Annotated in this window: 13 protein-coding genes and 1 tRNA gene; 12 read left to right on the top strand and 2 right to left on the bottom strand. The window is 66.3% G+C overall.

Annotation, left to right across the window (positions count from 1 at the left end; translation table 11 throughout):
* The first annotated feature begins 41 nt into the window (after positions 1-41).
* The 11 genes from hisI (at position 42) to pyk (ending at position 15,635) form a co-directional block, all read left to right on the top strand.
* Positions 42-479 carry a phosphoribosyl-AMP cyclohydrolase gene (gene hisI, locus AC5RW2_RS23510; RefSeq protein WP_493950330.1) on the top strand — a complete coding sequence of 146 codons (438 nt, stop codon included), beginning with the start codon at positions 42-44 and terminating at the stop codon, positions 477-479.
* A 68-nt stretch (positions 480-547) separates the two neighbouring features.
* Entirely contained in the window at positions 548-2,116 is a 1,569-nt protein-coding gene (locus AC5RW2_RS23505; protein ID WP_493961939.1) for an anthranilate synthase component I, read from the top strand.
* Positions 2,116-2,760 (top strand): Trp biosynthesis-associated membrane protein, encoded by a 645-nt coding sequence (locus AC5RW2_RS23500; RefSeq protein ID WP_493961940.1) that lies wholly within the window; start codon positions 2,116-2,118, stop codon positions 2,758-2,760. The genes AC5RW2_RS23505 and AC5RW2_RS23500 overlap by 1 nt, the downstream gene beginning before the upstream one ends.
* A 119-nt stretch (positions 2,761-2,879) precedes the next feature.
* A complete protein-coding gene (locus AC5RW2_RS23495) occupies positions 2,880-3,161 on the top strand; it encodes an HGxxPAAW family protein (RefSeq protein ID WP_493939620.1) in 282 nt (93 codons plus the stop codon).
* Between the two features lie 2 nt (positions 3,162-3,163).
* On the top strand, positions 3,164-3,982 hold the full coding sequence (gene trpC, locus AC5RW2_RS23490; RefSeq protein ID WP_493961941.1) for an indole-3-glycerol phosphate synthase TrpC: 819 nt from the start codon (positions 3,164-3,166) through the stop codon (positions 3,980-3,982).
* 93 nt (positions 3,983-4,075) lie between these two features.
* Entirely contained in the window at positions 4,076-5,404 is a 1,329-nt protein-coding gene (gene trpB, locus AC5RW2_RS23485; protein WP_493950334.1) for a tryptophan synthase subunit beta, read from the top strand.
* Entirely contained in the window at positions 5,401-6,204 is an 804-nt protein-coding gene (trpA, locus tag AC5RW2_RS23480; RefSeq protein WP_493950335.1) for a tryptophan synthase subunit alpha, read from the top strand. The genes trpB and trpA overlap by 4 nt, the downstream gene beginning before the upstream one ends.
* Before the next feature lie 91 nt (positions 6,205-6,295).
* Positions 6,296-7,510 carry a prolipoprotein diacylglyceryl transferase gene (lgt, locus tag AC5RW2_RS23475; protein ID WP_493962283.1) on the top strand — a complete coding sequence of 405 codons (1,215 nt, stop codon included), beginning with the start codon at positions 6,296-6,298 and terminating at the stop codon, positions 7,508-7,510.
* A gap of 509 nt (positions 7,511-8,019) precedes the next feature.
* Positions 8,020-12,651 (top strand): glutamate synthase large subunit, encoded by a 4,632-nt coding sequence (gltB, locus tag AC5RW2_RS23470; protein ID WP_493961942.1) that lies wholly within the window; start codon positions 8,020-8,022, stop codon positions 12,649-12,651.
* Positions 12,644-14,104, top strand: a complete 1,461-nt coding sequence (locus AC5RW2_RS23465) for a glutamate synthase subunit beta (protein ID WP_493961943.1) — start codon at positions 12,644-12,646, stop codon at positions 14,102-14,104. The genes gltB and AC5RW2_RS23465 overlap by 8 nt, the downstream gene beginning before the upstream one ends.
* Positions 14,105-14,150: 46 nt before the next feature.
* A complete protein-coding gene (gene pyk / locus AC5RW2_RS23460; protein ID WP_493950338.1) occupies positions 14,151-15,635 on the top strand; it encodes a pyruvate kinase in 1,485 nt (494 codons plus the stop codon).
* A gap of 137 nt (positions 15,636-15,772) precedes the next feature.
* On the opposite strand, the gene AC5RW2_RS23455 is transcribed toward pyk, so the two are convergent.
* Complete coding sequence (locus AC5RW2_RS23455) at positions 15,773-16,366, bottom strand: ANTAR domain-containing response regulator (RefSeq protein ID WP_493950339.1); 594 nt, start codon at positions 16,364-16,366, stop codon at positions 15,773-15,775.
* A gap of 139 nt (positions 16,367-16,505) precedes the next feature.
* Between AC5RW2_RS23455 and AC5RW2_RS23450 the strand changes: the two genes are divergently transcribed.
* A tRNA-Leu gene (locus AC5RW2_RS23450) sits at positions 16,506-16,586 on the top strand.
* Between the two features lie 269 nt (positions 16,587-16,855).
* Here AC5RW2_RS23450 and ligD read toward each other — a convergent pair.
* Positions 16,856-18,100, bottom strand: a complete 1,245-nt coding sequence (ligD, locus tag AC5RW2_RS23445; RefSeq protein WP_493950340.1) for a non-homologous end-joining DNA ligase — start codon at positions 18,098-18,100, stop codon at positions 16,856-16,858.
* Positions 18,101-18,442 lie beyond the last annotated feature (342 nt).

The following is an 18,442-nucleotide window of genomic DNA, read 5'->3' as shown; positions in this document are numbered from 1 at the left end:
CGGGCAGGGGGCCACCGGGACTTGGCACTAGACTTGTAGGGATGTCGTCCCAGCCTGATTCCCCGAATACTCCGCCTCCCGCCGCCGGCCCGGCCGCCCTTGATCCTGCCGTCGCCCAGCGGCTCAAGCGCGACTCCGCCGGCCTGGTGGCCGCCGTGGTCCAACAGTTCGATTCCGGCGAGGTGCTGATGCTCGGCTGGATGGACGATGAAGCGCTGCACCGCACGTTGACCAGCGGCCGGGTGACCTTCTATTCACGCTCACGGCAGGAATACTGGCGCAAGGGCGACACCTCCGGGCACGTGCAGTTCGTCAAGTCGGTGGCCCTGGACTGCGACGGCGATGCCCTGTTGGTCCAGGTGGACCAAGTGGGGGCAGCCTGCCACACGGGCACCCGGACCTGCTTTGACGGCCGGGACCTCGGCGCTGTTGCCGGCCGCCGTCCGGCGTCTGACGACGCACCAGTGCTGGACAGCTGAAGAAGCTCCCGGCCCCTTCCCCATTAATCCCAGCTTGATCAGCGACTGAAGCGAAAGACGGATAACGCATGCAGGACCTCGGAGTCATCAGCCCCAGCCTGGAAGAATTCCGCACCTTGGCGAAGGACCGACGGGTGATCCCGGTGTCCATCAAGGTGCTCGCCGATGACCAAACCCCGATCTCGATCTACCGCAAACTTGCTGACGCGAGGCCGGGCACCTTCCTGCTGGAGTCCGCTGCCGTGGGAGGCGTCTGGTCGCGCTATTCCTTTATCGGCGCCCATTCGCGGGCAACGCTGACCACCAAGGACGGGCAGGCGCACTGGCTGGGCGAGCCGCCGGTGGGCGTCCCGCGCGATGGCAACCCGGTGGAGGCGCTGCGCGCGACCGTGGAGGCGCTGCGGACCGAGCGCTTTGAATCGCTGCCGCCGCTGACCTCCGGGCTGGTCGGTTTTGTCGGCTGGGAAGCCGTGCGGCACTGGGAGAAGCTCACCTCCCCGCCGGAGGACGATCTGAATTTGCCCGAACTGGCCATGAACCTGGTCACCGATTTGGCGGTGCACGACAACGCCGAGGGCACGGTCACGCTGATCGCCAACGCGATCAACTTCGACAACCGCGACGAGCGGGTCGACGAGGCCTGGCTGGATGCGGTGAAAAGGGCCAAACACATGCTGGCCCAGCTGGCCGAACCGCTGGCGCAGCAGGTGTCCGTGCTGGAGGACACAGCGCTGGCAACCGACGACCTGATGAACAGCGTGACCCACCGCTGGGCCCGCGACAAGTACCTGGCAGCCGTGGACCGGGGCAAGGAGGCCATTGTCGACGGCGAGGTGTTCCAAGTGGTGATCTCCCGCCGGTTCGAGGCCGAATGCTCGGCGCCGGCGCTCGATGTTTACCGGGTGCTGCGAAACCTCAACCCGAGCCCCTACATGTACCTGTTCAGCCTGGAAGACTCCGACGGCGTGGGCTACTCGATCGTGGGATCTTCCCCGGAAGCGCTGGTCACTGTGACCGGTGATGAAGTCATCACGCACCCGATCGCCGGATCGCGGCCGCGCGGACACAGCGTGGAACAAGACAAGGAACTGGCCGAGGAACTGCTGGCGGATCAGAAGGAACGCGCCGAACACCTGATGCTGGTGGACCTGGCCCGCAACGACATCTCCAAGGTCTGCAAACCCGGCAGCGTTGACGTCACGCAGTTCATGGAAGTGGAAAAGTTCAGCCACATCATGCATCTGGTCTCCACCGTGGTGGGCCGGCTGTCCCCGGACAAGACCGCCTATGACGTGCTGGCCGCGACGTTCCCGGCCGGGACGCTCTCCGGCGCCCCCAAACCACGGGCGCTGCGGCTGTTGGACGAACTGGAACCGCACCGCCGCGGCATCTACGGCGGTGTGGTGGGCTATCTGGACTTTGCCGGGGACATGGACATGGCCATCGCCATCCGGTCCGCTCTGCTACGCGGCGGGACCGCCTACGTGCAGTCCGGCGGCGGGATCGTGGCCGACTCCCAGCCGGAGGCCGAGGCGCTTGAGACGGTGAACAAGGCGGCCGCTCCGCTGCGGGCGGTGACGTTGGCGGCCCGGCTGCACCCCGCCAACCCGGCGCACGTGCCGGTGAAGGGGCAGTAATGACCGAGGACAAGGCAACACCGGCCAAGGGCCAGCAGCCGGAACGAAGGACGAGCGTGGCGCGGTGGCAGCGCAAGGGCATGGTGGTGCTCGCCGCGGCGGCGGTCGCCCTGGCCGCCTTCGGGACGACGACCCAGACTTGGCTCACCGCCCACCTTCCGGGAACCAGGGTCCAGACACCGGACGTCAGTGTGGCCGGCAGCGATGCCGCCACCGCAGTAACGGCGCTGGCCCTGGTGGCGCTGGCCGCGGCCTTGGCAGCATCCATTGCCGGACGGATTGCGCGCATCGTGATCGCCGTGCTGCTGGCAGCGGCCGGCATCGGCATTGCCGCAGCAAGCGTGGCCGTGATCGCCAATCCCGCAGCCGCTGCCTCGGCCGCCATCGGCGAGGCGACCGGCCAGATCGGGGGAGAGGCCGCCGTCGTCGTCACTGCCTTTCCTTACCTCGCGGCCGCGGCCGGGATCCTGCTGGTGGCAACGGCCGTCTGGCTGGTACTGGCCGGCCGGACCTGGGCCGCGTCGAAGAAGTACGTGCCGGCCGCCGAGCGACAAGCCGACGGCATGCCCTCCGACCGGGCCGGCAGCGTCGACGAAATTGACACCTGGGACCAGCTCAGCCGCGGCGAGGATCCGACCGACTGAGCCGCCGGCACCGGCCCCGGACGGGAATCCGGGCCGGCCGCCAGCGTGTCACACTGGCCCGCCACGCCGCTAAACAATGGCAGAATGAAGTAGCAGAACCGTTTAGAGGGAGAAACATCATGGCCAACCACGCCACCGCCACCGAAACCGCAATGAAGACGGATCCGGCAGGCAGCATCCACGACGAAGTTATCGGCCACGGCAACAGCCCCGCTGCCTGGACCTGCGTGTTCATCATGATCGCGGGCTCCATCGTGTCCGGCATTGGTTTCGCCATGGCATCGAACCTGATTTTCTGGGCCGGCGTGGTCGTGATCTTCATTGGCCTGATCGTCGGCTGGATCATGAAGAAGGCCGGCTACGGCGTGGACGGCAGCAAGATCCAAGGGAGCGGACACTAAGCGTGACCGTTCTCGACGAGATCATCGTTGGGGTCCGCGAAGACCTCGAATCCCGACGGGCCCAGGTACCGCTGGCGGAGATCAAGCGGTTGGCCGCCGAAGCGCCCGCACCGCGTGACGCCTACGCTGCCTTGGGCGGCAATGATTCCCCCCGTGCGGCGCTGAAGGTGATCGCCGAGATCAAGCGCAAGAGTCCGTCCAAGGGCGAACTCGCCGCGATCGCCGATCCCGCAGAACTTGGCGTTGCCTACGAACGCGGCGGCGCCGCCGTGATCAGCGTCTTGACCGAGGAACGCAGGTTCAACGGTTCGCTGGCCGACTTCGACGCCGTGCGCGCCGCGGTGGACCTGCCGCTGCTGCGCAAGGACTTCACCGTCGAGGAATACCAGGTCTTTGAGGCCCGCGCCCACGGTGCGGACCTGGTGCTGCTGATCGTCGCTGCCTTGGACGACGCCGAGCTGAAGGCCTTGCTGGACCTCACGCACGAACTGGGCATGAACGCCTTGGTGGAGACGCACACCGCCGAGGAAATCGACCGGGCCGTGGCCGTTGGCGCACGCATCATCGGAGTGAACGTCCGCAACCTCAAGACCCTGGACGTGGACCGTTCGGTATTCTCGGAGCTCGCGGGCAGGATTCCGGCCGGTGCCGTGGTCGTGGCGGAATCGGGCGTCCGCTCGGTCGCCGATGTTCGCGATTACGCAGGCCAGGGCGCCAACGCCGTCTTGGTGGGCGAAGCGCTGGTCACGATGGGTGATCCGGAAGCGGCCGTTGCCGAATTCGGCGCGGCCGGCTCCGAAGCCGTTGCCGCCCGCCGCTGAGGCAACGGCCCGTACGACGTAAGAATCCTTCAGGGGCAGGCAACGGCCATCCGTGGCTCCGCGGCCTGCCCCCAGCACTAGATGAGGACCGCCATGACGCAGAGCCCCGACACCCCGGCCGAGTCCGGAACCCCGCAGGAAGCAGCCGACGCTTTCCTGGCCGGAAGCAGCCTTCGCCATGCCCCCGGTCCGTACTTCGGTGCCTTCGGCGGGCGCTGGATGCCCGAATCCCTGATCGCGGCACTGGACGAGCTGGAAGACACGTTCGAAAAGGCGAAAGCGGACCCCGAGTTCATCGCCCAGGTCAACGAGCTGAACAAGAACTACTCCGGACGGCCCTCGCTGCTGACCGAAGCCAAGCGCTTCTCGCAGCATGCCGGCGGCGCCCGGATCTTCCTCAAGCGCGAGGACCTGAACCATACCGGCTCGCACAAGATCAACAACGTGCTCGGCCAGGCCCTGCTGGCCCAGCGCATGGGCAAGACCCGTATCATAGCGGAGACCGGCGCCGGCCAGCACGGCGTGGCCAGCGCCACCGCGGCCGCCCTGCTCGGCATGGAATGCGTGGTCTACATGGGCGCCGAAGACACCCGCCGGCAGGCGCTGAACGTCGCCCGGATGGAACTGCTCGGAGCTACCGTTGTGCCTGTCACCGCCGGGTCGCAGACCCTTAAGGACGCGATCAATGAAGCCCTGCGCGACTGGGTCGCCAACGTGCAGAACACCCACTACCTGCTGGGCACCGCGGCCGGGGCGCATCCGTTCCCCGCGCTGGTGCGCTACTTCCACGAGGTCATCGGCGAAGAGGCCCGCGCCCAGATACTGGACCAGACCGGTCGCCTGCCGGACGCCGTCTGTGCCTGCATCGGCGGCGGATCCAACGCCATCGGCATCTTCCATGGCTTCCTGGATGACCGCAAGGTGGCGCTGTACGGATTCGAAGCCGGCGGCGACGGCGTGGACACCGGCCGCCATGCCGCAACCATCACGTTGGGCCGGCCCGGTGTGCTGCACGGCGCACGCTCCTACCTGATGCAGGACGAGGACGGCCAGACCATCGAGTCGCATTCGATCTCCGCCGGTCTCGACTACCCCGGCGTGGGACCCGAGCACTCCTACCTGGCCGACATCGGCAGGGCCAGCTACGAACCGGTCACCGACAGCGAAGCAATGGATGCCTTCCGACTGCTCTGCCGGACCGAGGGGATTATCCCCGCCATCGAATCGTCGCACGCCCTGGCCGGTGCCTTGCGGGTGGGCAAGCGCCTGACCGAGGGCAAAGACAATGCGCAGGACGTCATCATCGTGGTGAACCTGTCGGGCCGGGGCGACAAGGACGTTGCCACCGCCGCCGAGTGGTTCGGCCTGCTCCCGCAGGAGTCACCCGAGGCAGGAATCGGCTCCGAAGGAGAGCAGCTGTGAACAATACCGCTACCGCCAGCAAGTCGGCGGCCGCCATCGACCGGGCCCTGGCCGCGGGCCGGACCGCACTGGTGGGCTACCTGCCCGCCGGATACCCGGACGTCCAGACCACCATCGATGCCGCCGTCGCGCTGGCCGAGAACGGTACCGATGTCATCGAGATCGGCATTCCGTACTCCGACCCTGTGATGGACGGTTCGGTGATCCAAGCCGCCACGGTGCAGGCGCTGAAGGACGGATTCCGGGTCAGCCAGGTCTTCGAGATCGTCGCCGGTATCACCGCCCGCTGCGACGCCGCGGTGCTGGTCATGACGTACTGGAACCCGGTGATGCGGATGGGCGTCGATGAATTCTCCCGCCGGCTGGCAGAGGCCGGCGGCGCCGGGCTCATCACACCGGACCTGATTCCGGACGAGGCCGCAGAATGGTTCGAGGCCTCGGACAAGTACGGCCTGGACCGGGTGTTCCTGGTCGCTCCCTCGTCCTCGCCGGAACGGATGGCCATGACGGTTAAGGCCAGCCGGGGCTTTGTCTATGCGGTATCGATCATGGGCGTCACCGGCGCGCGGGAGAACGTGTCGGACGCCGCCGAGCGAGTGGTCCAAGCAGCCCACGAGGCCGGCGCCGAACGGGTCTGCGTGGGCCTCGGTGTCTCCCACGCGGGGCATGTGCGGGAGATCGGCGCCTATGCTGAAGGCGCCATCGTGGGCACTGCACTGGTTGCCGAACTCGGCCACTCCGGTGTGGAAGCACTGGGCGCACTGGCGGCGCGGCTGAGCGAAGGCACAGCCCGGGCCTGACAGAATGACCGGTGGGTCAGCGGTTCGCCTGCGGCCGCGCCCCGACCTGCAAACTTCGGCCTAGAGGACGAATCTGGTGTACAGCACGACTATGGCAATGGCCGTTCCGGCTTCCATCCCCAGCCCGGGCTGGTCCGGCTTCAGCATCGGCCCGCTCACGATCCACGCGTACGCGCTGTGCATCCTGCTGGGCATTGTCGCGGCGCTCTGGCTCACCAGCCGCCGCTGGAAGGCCCGCGGCGGGCCCGACGAATTCATCTGGGACGCGGCCATCTGGGCCATTCCGTTCGGCATTATCGGCGGCCGCTTCTACCACGTCGTCTCCTCGCCCGATGCCTACTTTGGGCCGAACGGGGACCTGGCCCTCATCCCGCAAATCTGGCGCGGCGGGCTGGGCATTTGGGGTGCGGTGGCCTTCGGCCTGCTGGGCGCCTGGATCGCCTGCCGCCGGGCCGGCATCAAGCTGCCCGCCTTCATGGATGCGGCCGCTCCCGGAGTGTTGCTGGCCCAGGCCATCGGGCGTTGGGGCAACTGGTTCAACCAGGAACTGTTCGGCGCTCCCACCACGCTGCCCTGGGGCCTGCAGATCGACGCGGACAGCCCCAACTTCCCGGTCAATGCGGCCCCGGGGACGTTGTTCCACCCCACCTTCCTCTACGAGTCGCTGTGGAACCTGGCCGGCGTGGCACTGCTGCTGCTGCTGGATCGGCGCTTCAAGTTCCGCCGCGGCATGCTGTTCTGGTTGTACGTCGCGTTCTACACACTCGGCCGGGTCTGGATTGAGATGCTGCGCATCGACGATGCAGAGATGATCACCATCCTCGGCCTGACCCAGCGCTTGAACGTGTGGACATCGCTGCTGCTGCTGGTCGTTGCGGTGGTGATCTTCATTGTGCTCGCGCGGCAACCGCGCACCGCGGAGACCGATTCGCTGTACCTGCCGGGCCGGGCGCCGACCGCCGGGCTGGACAGTGCGGAATCGGCTGCGGAAACGGACGTTGTGGGCCAGGAGGCTACGGCGGACGACGACGGTGCCGCCGCCTCGCGCAGCAAACCCGGATCTTCCCCGGTGGCTGTTGAGTCGTCCCCGACAGCCGCCGAGGTTTCCCCGGCAGCAGCAGAGCCGTCCCCGGCGGCCGCGGAGCCTTCCCCGAAGGCCGCCGAGGTTTCCCCGGCAGCGGGGGAAAAGAGCACCGAGCCGCCTGTGGCTAAGACCGAGCCGGACGGCGACGCCGCTCCTGACGACCGGGAGACCAGCGATCCGCTGACGGCCGACGGGGCAGAGAGCAACCGGACCAAGGACTAATAACCCGCGAAGCCGCCGGGAAGAACGCACGCGTTCGTCCCGGCGGCTTCGTGCTGTCCCCGCGGCTCACATTCCGCTGTTAACAATCTGGACAACCCTCGTTAAAGATTTAGAAAAATCTGGGTAACAGGGTGCCCGCCGTGCTATCGTCGCTCTACCGTAGAACTGAGAGGTTCTGCGGATCGGTCGGCCCCACCGGCAGACCGGAACGAACAGGTACGCACCATCCCGGACTACCGCCCGGAGGCAGAAATGCAGCGTGCCGACCACACTGACGTGGATAATCCGCCGGCTCAGGCGCACCACTAGTGCGGTCCCCGGCGGCCGTGGCTGATCAACCGCACCGTTCATCCTTGCGGCCCCATCCGAACCCGGAACATCGAGTGCGCTGTTCCCGGGGAGTGCGCCACGGAATCTCCAGTGCATCACGGGCCGGGTTGTCCTCAAGCCGGCCCGGGCGGGGCCAGTGCCGTCCCCTTCTCACGAACATCTAGGAGAAGGAAGTTCAAATGACTCCTCCATTCAAGGGGTCGAGTACCCCGCGCAGCCTCGGCGGCGGACACGGGCACCAGCACAGCACAGTGCAATCGCCGTTCAGTCGTTTCGCCGCCTACCCGGAGCAGACCGGGCTGTACGATCCCGCTAACGAAAAAGATGCCTGTGGCCTCGCCGTGATCGCCACCCTCAGGGGCGAACCCGGGCACGACATAGTCGACGCGGCGCTGACGGCGTTGCGCAATCTGGAACACCGCGGCGCGGTCGGCGCCGACGAAGGAACCGGTGACGGCGCTGGTCTGCTCACCCAAATCCCCGATGAATTCTTCCGGGCAGTGGTGGGCTTCGAACTGCCTGCACCGGGCCACTACGCGGCCGGAACCGCCTTCCTGCCCAGCGACGGAGCCGAAGCCGCGGTAGCGCGGGACGGCGTGGAATCACTGGCCGCCTCTGAAGGCCTCTCCGTACTCGGCTGGCGCGAAGTGCCGGTGGCCGCCGAATTGGTCGGTGCCATGGCTCGGTCCTGCATGCCCCACTTTGTTCAGGTGTTCCTGGCCCTCGACGCCGGCAAGGACGGCGAAAACGATCTGGACGCCCGCGTTTTCCGCGTGCGCAAGCGCGCCCAAAACAAGTACGGCGTGTACTTCCCGTCGCTGTCCTCGAAGACCATCGTCTACAAGGGCATGCTGACCACCGCGCAGCTGGAACCCTTCTACCCGGACCTCTCCGACCCCCGGTTTAAGACCAGGCTCGGCATTGTCCACTCCCGCTTCTCCACCAACACGTTCCCCTCCTGGCCGCTGGCCCAGCCGTTCCGCACTATCGCGCATAACGGCGAGATCAACACCGTCAAGGGCAACCGCAACTGGATGCGCGCCCGGCAGTCGCAGCTGAAGAGCCCGTTGCTGGGCGATACGCCGGAAGAGCTTTTCCCGATCTGTACTCCGGGTGCTTCCGACTCCGCCTCTTTCGATGAAGTCGCTGAATTGCTGATGCTCTCCGGCCGGCCGATCACGCACGCCATCATGATGATGATCCCCGAGGCGTGGGAAAACCACGCCACAATGGATCCGGAGCGGCGCGCTTTCTACCAGTACCACTCCACGCTGATGGAGCCGTGGGACGGCCCCGCGGCCGTGTCCTTTACGGACGGCAAGCTCGTCGGGGCGGTGCTGGACCGTAACGGCCTGCGCCCGGCCCGTTACTGGGTGACCGAGGACGGGCTGGTCGTGCTGGCCTCCGAGGTCGGCGTAGTCAACATCGATCCGGCCAAGGTAGTCCAAAAGGGACGGGTCTCGCCCGGCAAAATGTTCCTGGTGGACACCGAGGCAGGACGGCTGGTCGAAGACCAGGAAGTTAAGGCCGAGGTCGCGGCGGCCAACCCGTGGAGTGAATGGCTCAAGGAGAACATGATCCGGCTGGAGGACCTACCGGAGCGCGAGCATGTGGTGCACACCACCGCATCGGTGAACCTGCGCCAGCAGACGTTCGGTTACACGCACGAAGAGCTGCGGATCCTGCTGGGCCCGATGGCCCGCACCGGAGCCGAGCCGCTCGGTGCCATGGGCACGGACACTCCGATCGCGGTGCTGTCCAAGCGGCCCCGGCTGCTGTTCGACTACTTCGTGCAGTCTTTCGCCCAGGTGACCAACCCTCCGCTGGACTCTATCCGCGAGGAATTGGTGACGTCGCTGCGTTCGTCGATCGGCCCGGACGGCAACTTGCTGGCCACAGGGCGAGTAAGTACCACCCGGGTTGCTTTGAAGTTCCCGGTGGTCAACAACGATGAACTGGCCAAGATCACCGCGATGGAAGACGACGAGGGCAACCGCGTCTCGCTGAAGGTGCGCGGCCTCTACCGACCCGACGGCGGCGCTTCCGAGCTTGCCGCCAGGTTGCAGGAAATCTGCGAAAAGGTTTCCGGCGCGGTCAACCGTGGCGTGAAGTTCATTGTTCTCTCCGATCGGGACTCGAACGCCCAGTGGGCACCGATCCCGACGCTGCTGCTGACCAGCGCGGTGCACCACCACTTGCTCAAGAGCGCCAACCGGACCAAGATCTCGCTGCTGGTGGAAGCCGGCGATGTTCGCGAAGTCCACCACGTTGCAGTGCTCATCGGGTTCGGCGCCTCCGCGGTGAACCCGTATTTGGCGATGGAAAGCTGCGAGGAACTGGTGCGCAACGGCCACCTCCCCGGCGTGACCGAAGCCCAGGCCGTGCAGAACCTGATTAAGGGCCTGGGCAAGGGCGTGCTGAAGATCATGTCCAAGATGGGCATCTCGACAGTCTCCTCCTACTGCGGCGCCCAGACCTTCGAAGCGATCGGCTTGTCCCAGTCGCTGGTGGACCAGTACTTCGCCGGAACGCAGTCCCTGCTGGGTGGCGTCGGTCTCGAGGTGATCGCCGCAGAAGCCGCGGCCCGTCACGCCCGGGCGTACCCGTCCGACGGGATCGAGGACCCGCACCGGGCGCTGGAGACCGGCGGCGAGTACCAGTGGCGCCGGGAAGGCCCGCCGCACCTGTTCAACCCGGAGACTGTGTTCCGGCTCCAGCATTCAACCCGGGAACGCCGCTACGACGTCTTCAAGGCCTACACCCGCGGCGTGGACGACCAGTCCAAGGAACTGATGACGCTGCGCGGGCTGCTGAAGTTCAAGTCCGGCGACCGCCCGGCGGTTCCGCTGGAGGAGGTCGAGCCGGTTTCCAGCATCGTCAAACGCTTCTCCACCGGTGCGATGAGCTACGGCTCCATCTCGCAGGAGGCGCACGAAACACTGGCCATTGCCATGAACCGGCTTGGCGCGAAGTCGAACACCGGTGAAGGCGGCGAAGACGCGGACCGGTTGCTCGACCCGGAGCGCCGGTCGGCGATTAAGCAGGTGGCCTCCGGCCGGTTCGGCGTCACCAGCCTGTATCTGACCAACGCAACTGACATCCAGATCAAGATGGCCCAGGGAGCCAAGCCCGGCGAGGGCGGCCAGCTGATGAGCCAGAAGGTCTACCCCTGGGTGGCACGGACCCGGCACTCGACGCCCGGCGTGGGCCTCATCTCGCCGCCGCCGCACCACGATATTTACTCGATTGAGGACCTGGCGCAGCTGATCTATGACCTGAAGCGCTCAAATCCTTCGGCACGCGTGCACGTGAAGCTGGTCTCCGAAGTCGGAATCGGCACCGTGGCAGCCGGCGTGACCAAGGCGAAGGCCGACGTCGTCCTTGTTTCGGGGCACGACGGCGGAACCGGCGCCAGCCCGCTGAACTCGCTAAAGCATGCTGGAGCCCCCTGGGAAGTGGGGCTGGCCGAGACCCAGCAGACGCTGATCCTGAATGGACTGCGCGACCGCGTGGTGGTGCAGGTGGACGGCCAGTTGAAGACCGGCCGCGACGTGATGATCGCAGCCTTGCTGGGCGGCGAGGAGTTCGGCTTCGCCACCGCGCCGCTGGTGGTTTCCGGCTGCATCATGATGCGCGTCTGCCACCTGGATACCTGCCCGGTGGGTGTTGCCACGCAGAACCCCGAACTGCGCCGGCGTTTCACCGGCAAGCCCGAATTCGTGGTGAACTTCTTCGAGTTCATCGCGGAGGAAGTGCGCGAACTGCTGGCGGAACTGGGCTTCCGCAGCCTGGAAGAAGCCATCGGCCATGCCGAGCTGCTGGACACCCGCGAAGCGGTCGACCACTGGAAGGTCGACGGCCTTGACCTCGCGCCGATCCTGCGCGGCTACGGCTCGGACGCCGATGTGCCACTGCGCAACCTGACGACGCAGAACCATGAACTGGACAAGCATTTCGATAACCAGCTGATCGCGATGAGCGCCGACGCGCTGACCCGGCGCGAGCCGGTCCGGATCAGCCTGGAAATCATCAACACCGACCGGTCCGTGGGCACCATGCTGGGCCACGAAGTGACCAAGCGCTTCGGCGTTCAGGCGCTGGCGGACGACACCATCGACGTGACGCTGACCGGCCAGGCCGGCCAGTCGCTGGGCGCCTTCTTGCCGGCCGGGATTACCTTGCGGCTGCTCGGCGACTCGAACGACTATGTGGGCAAGGGGCTCTCCGGCGGCCGGATCATCGTGCGGCCGGACCGGGCCAACGTGTTCGCGTCCGAGCAGAACGTGATCGCGGGCAACGTCATCGGATACGGCGCCACCAGCGGGGAAATGTTCCTGCGCGGCCAGGTGGGTGAGCGGTTCCTTGTGCGGAACTCGGGCGCCACCGCCGTCGTCGAGGGAATCGGCGACCACGGCTGCGAGTACATGACCGGCGGCGTGGCCCTGGTCCTGGGCCCGACCGGCCGCAACTTCGGCGCGGGCATGTCCGGCGGCGTGGCCTACGTGCTGGATCTGGATCCCGCCCGGTTGAACACCCAGGGCGTGGACAGCGGGGAGCTGCAACTGCTGCGGCCGGACGCGGTGGACGAGCAATCCATCGCGGCCCTGCTCAAGAAGCAGGCAGAGGAAACCGGTTCCGAGCTGGCTGCCCAGCTGCATGAGGACCTCGAAGACACCCTGACCCGCATCACCAAGGTGCTGCCGCGCGATTACGCGGCGGTGCTGCAAGCCCGGGCGAACGCCGAAACCGAGGGGCTGGATCCCGACGGCGACGTTGTCTGGACCCGAATTTTGGAGGTGACCGGTGGCTGATCCACGCGGATTTTTGAAAGTACGTGAACGGCAGACCCAGCCGCGCCGTCCCGTCCCCGTGCGCATCATGGACTGGAAGGAAGTTTATGAGGCGCAGGAGAAGGGCGTGCTCCGTAGTCAGGCGGGCCGCTGCATGGATTGTGGCATTCCGTTCTGCCATCAAGGCTGCCCGCTGGGCAACCTGATTCCGGAGTGGAACGATCTGACCTGGCGCGACATGGGCCAGGAAGCGATTGAACGGCTGCACGCCACGAACAACTTTCCGGAATTCACCGGCCGGCTGTGCCCGGCCCCCTGCGAGGCTTCCTGCGTGCTGGCCATCAACCAGCCTGCCGTGACGATCAAGCAGGTGGAAGTCTCGGTGATCGAGGAAGCCTTCGAGCAAGGCTGGGTGACGCCGCATGCTCCGGAGCGGTTGACCGGCCACACCATCGCCGTCGTCGGATCGGGTCCCGCGGGGCTCGCTGTGGCGCAGCAATTGACGCGGGCCGGCCACACCGTGGCGGTCTATGAACGCGACGACAAGGTCGGCGGCTTGCTGCGTTACGGTATCCCGGACTTCAAGATGGAGAAGCAATATCTGGACCGCCGGCTGGACCAGATGCGCGCCGAGGGCACACGCTTCCGTACCGGGATCGAAGCGGGCAAGGACATCAGCTGGGATCAGCTGCGCCGTCGGTACGACGCCGTGGTGATCGCTACCGGCGCCACCGTGCCGCGGGACCTGCCGTTGCCGGGGCGTGAGTTGTCGGGCGTGCACTTCGCCATGGACTACCTGGTGCAGGCCAACCGGGTGGTGGCCGGCGAGTCGGTTCCCGATCAGATCGACGCCCGCGGGAAGCATGTGGTGATCCTCGGTGGCGGCGACACCGGCGCCGACTGCCTGGGTACGGCGCACCGGCAGCAGGCCGCCTCGGTGACCATGCTGGCCATTGGCAAGCAGCCGCCGGCCGAGCGTGCTGCGCACCAGCCGTGGCCGACCTTCCCCACGCTGTTTCTCGTGGAGAGCGCGCACGAGGAGGGCGGCGAACGGACCTACCTTGCTTCCACCGTCGAATACGTCGGCGAAAACGGCGTGGTCACCGCGCTGAAGGTCGCCGAAACCGAGTACGTGGACGGCGGGCGGGTGCCCAAGCCCGGCACCGAACGCGAAATACCGGCAGACCTGGTGCTGTTGTCGCTGGGCTTCACCGGGCCGGAGCAAGCCGCGCTGGGCGAGCAGGTGGACACGGCCTTCGACCAGCGTGGAAACGTGGGCCGGGACGGCAGGTACATGACCAGTTGCGAGGGCATCTTTGTGGCCGGCGATGCTGGGCGCGGACAGTCCCTGATCGTGTGGGCCATCGCCGAAGGCCGTGCCTGTGCCGCTGCCGTCGACGAGTGGCTGACCGGCACCACCCGGTTGCATGCCCCGGTTGCTCCGCAAGACCGGCCGATCGCGGTGCTGCCTTAGCAGGGCATGGCCTGCACGCCCGTCGCATTCTGATTAGGGTAGGGATATGAGACGCGCAAAAATCGTTGCAACCTTCGGCCCTGCCATCGCCAGCTATGAGAGCACACTGGCCGTCCTGAGGGCCGGGGTGGACGTGGCCCGGATGAACATGAGCCACGGCGACTACGGCGTGCATCAGCAGACCTACGACAACGTCCGCAGGGCCTCCGCCGAGCTGGGCCGGCCGGTGGGGATCTTCGCGGACCTGCAGGGCCCCAAGATCCGGTTGGGCAGGTTCGCTGACGGCCCCCACCACTTGGCGGTGGGGGACCGGTTCACCATCACCACCGAGGACGTGGAAGGCACCGCTGACATCTGCTCGACGACGCACAAGGGCTTGCCCGGCGACGTCAAGGTGGGGGACTCCTTGCTGATCGACGACGGCAAGGTGGCGCTCAAGGCGCTGGAAGTGGACGACGTGAAAGTGGTCACTGAAGTGACGGTGGCCGGGGTGGTGTCCAACAACAAGGGCATCAACCTGCCCGGCGTGGCCGTCAACGTCCCGGCCTTGAGCGAGAAGGACGAGGACGATCTGCGCTGGTCCCTCAAGACCGGCGTCGACATGGTGGCGCTGTCCTTTGTGCGCAACGCCGCCGACGTCCAGCGCGTCCACGAGATCATGGACGAAGAGGGCCGGCGGGTGCCGGTGATCGCCAAGATCGAGAAGCCGCAGGCGGTGGCTGCGATCGAGGAGATCATCGACGCGTTCGACGCCATCATGGTGGCCCGAGGTGACCTGGGCGTGGAGCTGCCGCTCGAGGACGTGCCGTTGGTGCAGAAACGCGCGATTGAACTTGCCCGCCGCTGGGCCAAGCCGGTGATTGTTGCCACCCAGGTGCTCGAATCGATGATCGACAACCCCAGGCCCACGCGGGCGGAAGCCTCGGACTGCGCCAACGCGGTACTCGACGGGGCCGACGCCGTCATGCTCTCCGGCGAAACCAGCGTGGGCAAGTACCCGCTGGAAACGGTCCAGACCATGGCGCGGATCATCGAGTCCACCGAGCAGCATGGCCTGGACCGGGTTCCGCCGCTGGGTAGCCAGCCGAAGACCCGCGGCGGCGCCATCACCCGGGCGGCCGTGCAGATTGCCGACCAGCTTGATGCCAAGTACATCTGTACCTTCACCCAGTCCGGCGACTCGGCCCGACGGCTAAGCCGGCTGCGTCCGGGCCGGCCGGTCTACGCCTTCACACCGCTGCAGTCCACCCTGAACGTGCTCTCGCTGACGTGGGGGATCCAGCCGCTCGTCGTCGAGTTCGTGGAGCACACCGATCAAATGACCGCCCAGGTGGACCGGATCCTCTATGAGCGTGGCTTGGTGGAGATCGATGACCTGGTGGTCATCGCCGCCGGTTCGCCTCCGGGCAAGGCCGGTTCCACGAACTCGCTCAAGGTCCACCGGGTGGGAGACTTGGCCGATGCCGGCGAAGTGCTCAACGGGCACTCGCACCCGCGCCCCGAAAAGGTCGGCCCCTGGCCGTTGACGTAGCAGCAAATGAAAGGACGGGCTCCAAAAAATCCGGAGCCCGTCCTTTGTACCGGTGGTCGACCAACGCCGCCCGCGGGCGCATGGAGACCCGCCTCCGGTGGTCGACCAAGGCCGCTCGCGGCCGCGTGGAGACCCGGCTAGTTCACCTGATTGATAATCGTCTCGGCCACTTCGCGCATGCTCAGCCGGCGGTCCATCGACGTCTTCTGGATCCACCGGAACGCCTCCGGCTCGGTCAGGCCCATCTTGGTGATCAGCAGGCTCTTGGCACGCTCGACCAGCTTCCGCGTTTCGAACTGCTCCTGCAGGTCGGACACCTCGGATTCCAACGCCATAATTTCGTCGTGGCGGGACAGCGCGATCTCGATGGCCGGTATCAGATCCGCCGGTGTGAAGGGCTTGACCACGTACGCCATGGCGCCGGCGTCGCGGGCCCGCTCCACCAGTTCCTTCTGGCTGAACGCGGTCAGCAACACCACCGGAGCAATACGCGCCTTGACGATCTGCTCTGCGGCCGTGATCCCGTCCATCACCGGCATCTTCACATCCATCAGGACCAAGTCCGGCTTCAGTTCCTGGGCCAGTTCGACTGCCCTTTCGCCGTTGTCGGCCTCGGCAACGACGTCGTATCCCTCGCCTCGGAGGATCTCGACGATATCCAAGCGGATCAGTGTCTCGTCTTCCGCAACGACGACGCGGCGAGCGGGGGCAGACTCGGTTTGTTCAGGCACTGGTGCTCCTAGACTGTTTCGTTGCCATTCACCATGGCGTCGGTTCCGTGAAACAGCCTATCGGCATGTAGAGTAGATTCGCGCACCAAGCAGCATGACGGTTTTCACAGTTTGGAAGACGGCTTTGCAATCGGTGCCGGCCCGAGTGGCGGAACGGCAGACGCACCGCACTCAAAATGCGGCGGGGAAACTCGTGTGGGTTCGAATCCCACCTCGGGCACGTATTTTCTCTATGCGGAGGCTTGTAGGCCTCCGGTTGTGGACAAATGTTGACTCGTGGGCCCCTTCGGGGGTCTTTTTTGGCGGCCGTTGCCGCGGCAGCCGGCTCCTCGCTTGGTTTTGGCAGCAGTGGCGCTGCAGATTGTTCATGGCGGGGAGCTGTTCCGCGTCCGGACCGCAAGACGTGACAGTGGCTGGGGGGAGAAGCTGCACCTTGCAGACCCGGGTTGTTCCGTTGGCTTTGCACGCTTCCGGTTTTTGGTCAGTGGGTTAGGACCCAGGGCGCCCCGGCCAGTCCTTGCCGGCCCATGGGTCGTAGTCGCCGATGAGCTCCTCCTGCGGCGGCCGCTTCGTTACGGGGACGTGCTGCAGGTTGACTCGCACCCTGTACCAGAGCGAGCTTGATCCGCGCATTCCGTCGACGAGCACATCGGCCGGGTGCAGGGCCGGGACGACGTCCGCATGCCGAGTCTTCCACTCATCGAGCGCCGCGTAAGCCTCGGGCTTGGTCTTGGTTCGGGCCACCTCGATGAGCGGCATCATCGACTTTCGGCGGCCGGAGCCGTCGCCGCCGCCCGGCGGCTTCTCGGCGGGGCCGAGCTCGGCCGCCAAGGCGAGGAGCCCGTCGAGGGTGCCGACCGCGTCATCGATGGCGGCGTGAGGGTCGCCCACGTCGGCGAAGCGCTCAAGCACTGAGCGCACAGTGAACTGTTCCGGCCGGGCGGAGGTGACCTCGTCCCATGTGAGCGGCGTCGAGACCCGGGCGTCGGGCAGGGGCCGGATCGAGTACGCGGAAGCCACGGTGCGGTCTTTGGCGTTCTGGTTGAAGTCGACGAACACACTCTCGCCGCGCTCCTCCTTCCACCACCGCGCGGTGGCGAGGCCAGGAGCGCGGTTCTCGACCTCGCGAGCGAGGCTCTCGGCGGCGAGTCGCACGTCGCGGTACGACCATTGAGGCGCGATGCGCACAAGGATGTGGAGTCCCCGCGACCCACTCGTCTTCGGCCACCCCACCAGTCCCACGTCGTTGAGCACTTCCCGCGCGACGAAGGCGACGTCGACGATCTGCGACCAGTCGACTCCCGGCATCGGATCAAGGTCGACCCGGAGCTCGTCGGGGTGCTCGAGGTCCTCGGCGCGCACGGGGTGCGGGTTGAGGTCCAGGCATCCAAGATTCACGACCCACGCCAGGCCCGCAGCATCCCGGATGACGGCCTCTTCGGCTGATGTCCCCGACGCGTAGTGCAGCGTTGTCGTGTAGATGAAGTCAGGGTGGTTTTCAGGCACGCGCTTCTGAAAGAACGGCTCAGCGTCGATGCCCTTCGGAAAGCGCTTGAGCACCATTGGGCGGCCGCCGGCGCCGCGCAGCGCACCATCCGCGACGGCAAGGTAGTAGCGAACCAGGTCGAGCTTTGTCAGCCCGGGTTGGGGGAACACCACCTTGTCCGGACTCGAGATGCGAACCTCGCTGCCGGCAATGTTGAGGATCTCGGCTGGGGCCTTCGACGGGTTCATTCCGCCACGCTAGCAACGATCGGATGTCCCAACCAGACCAGCTGCGCGGCAGCTGAAATTGATCCGGTAAGTGTTCAAGCCTAGCTTGACCAGCTGTGGTGGCCGCGGCCGAATGCTCCGCGATGAGCCCGCAAGCCACAGCCTAAGTACCGCAGGCCTGTAAGGTCCGTCCTCCAGCTTCGTCATTGACGCCCGTGCGGCAATGCTTGAGTTAATTCAGTTCGACGTCCGCGCAGGCCCTCGATGCTTTTCCAGTCGATTTCACCCACATTGGGTGAAGGCAGCCCCAACCGGAAGCGCTAGCTTGGCGAATATGCGACCGACCGGCCTCTGTCGTGCGTG

Source organism: Arthrobacter sp. B0316-1-20 (assembly GCF_059091865.1).
Note: the sequence above shows the minus strand (reverse complement) of the source record. Positions and strands in the feature narration are given on the sequence as shown.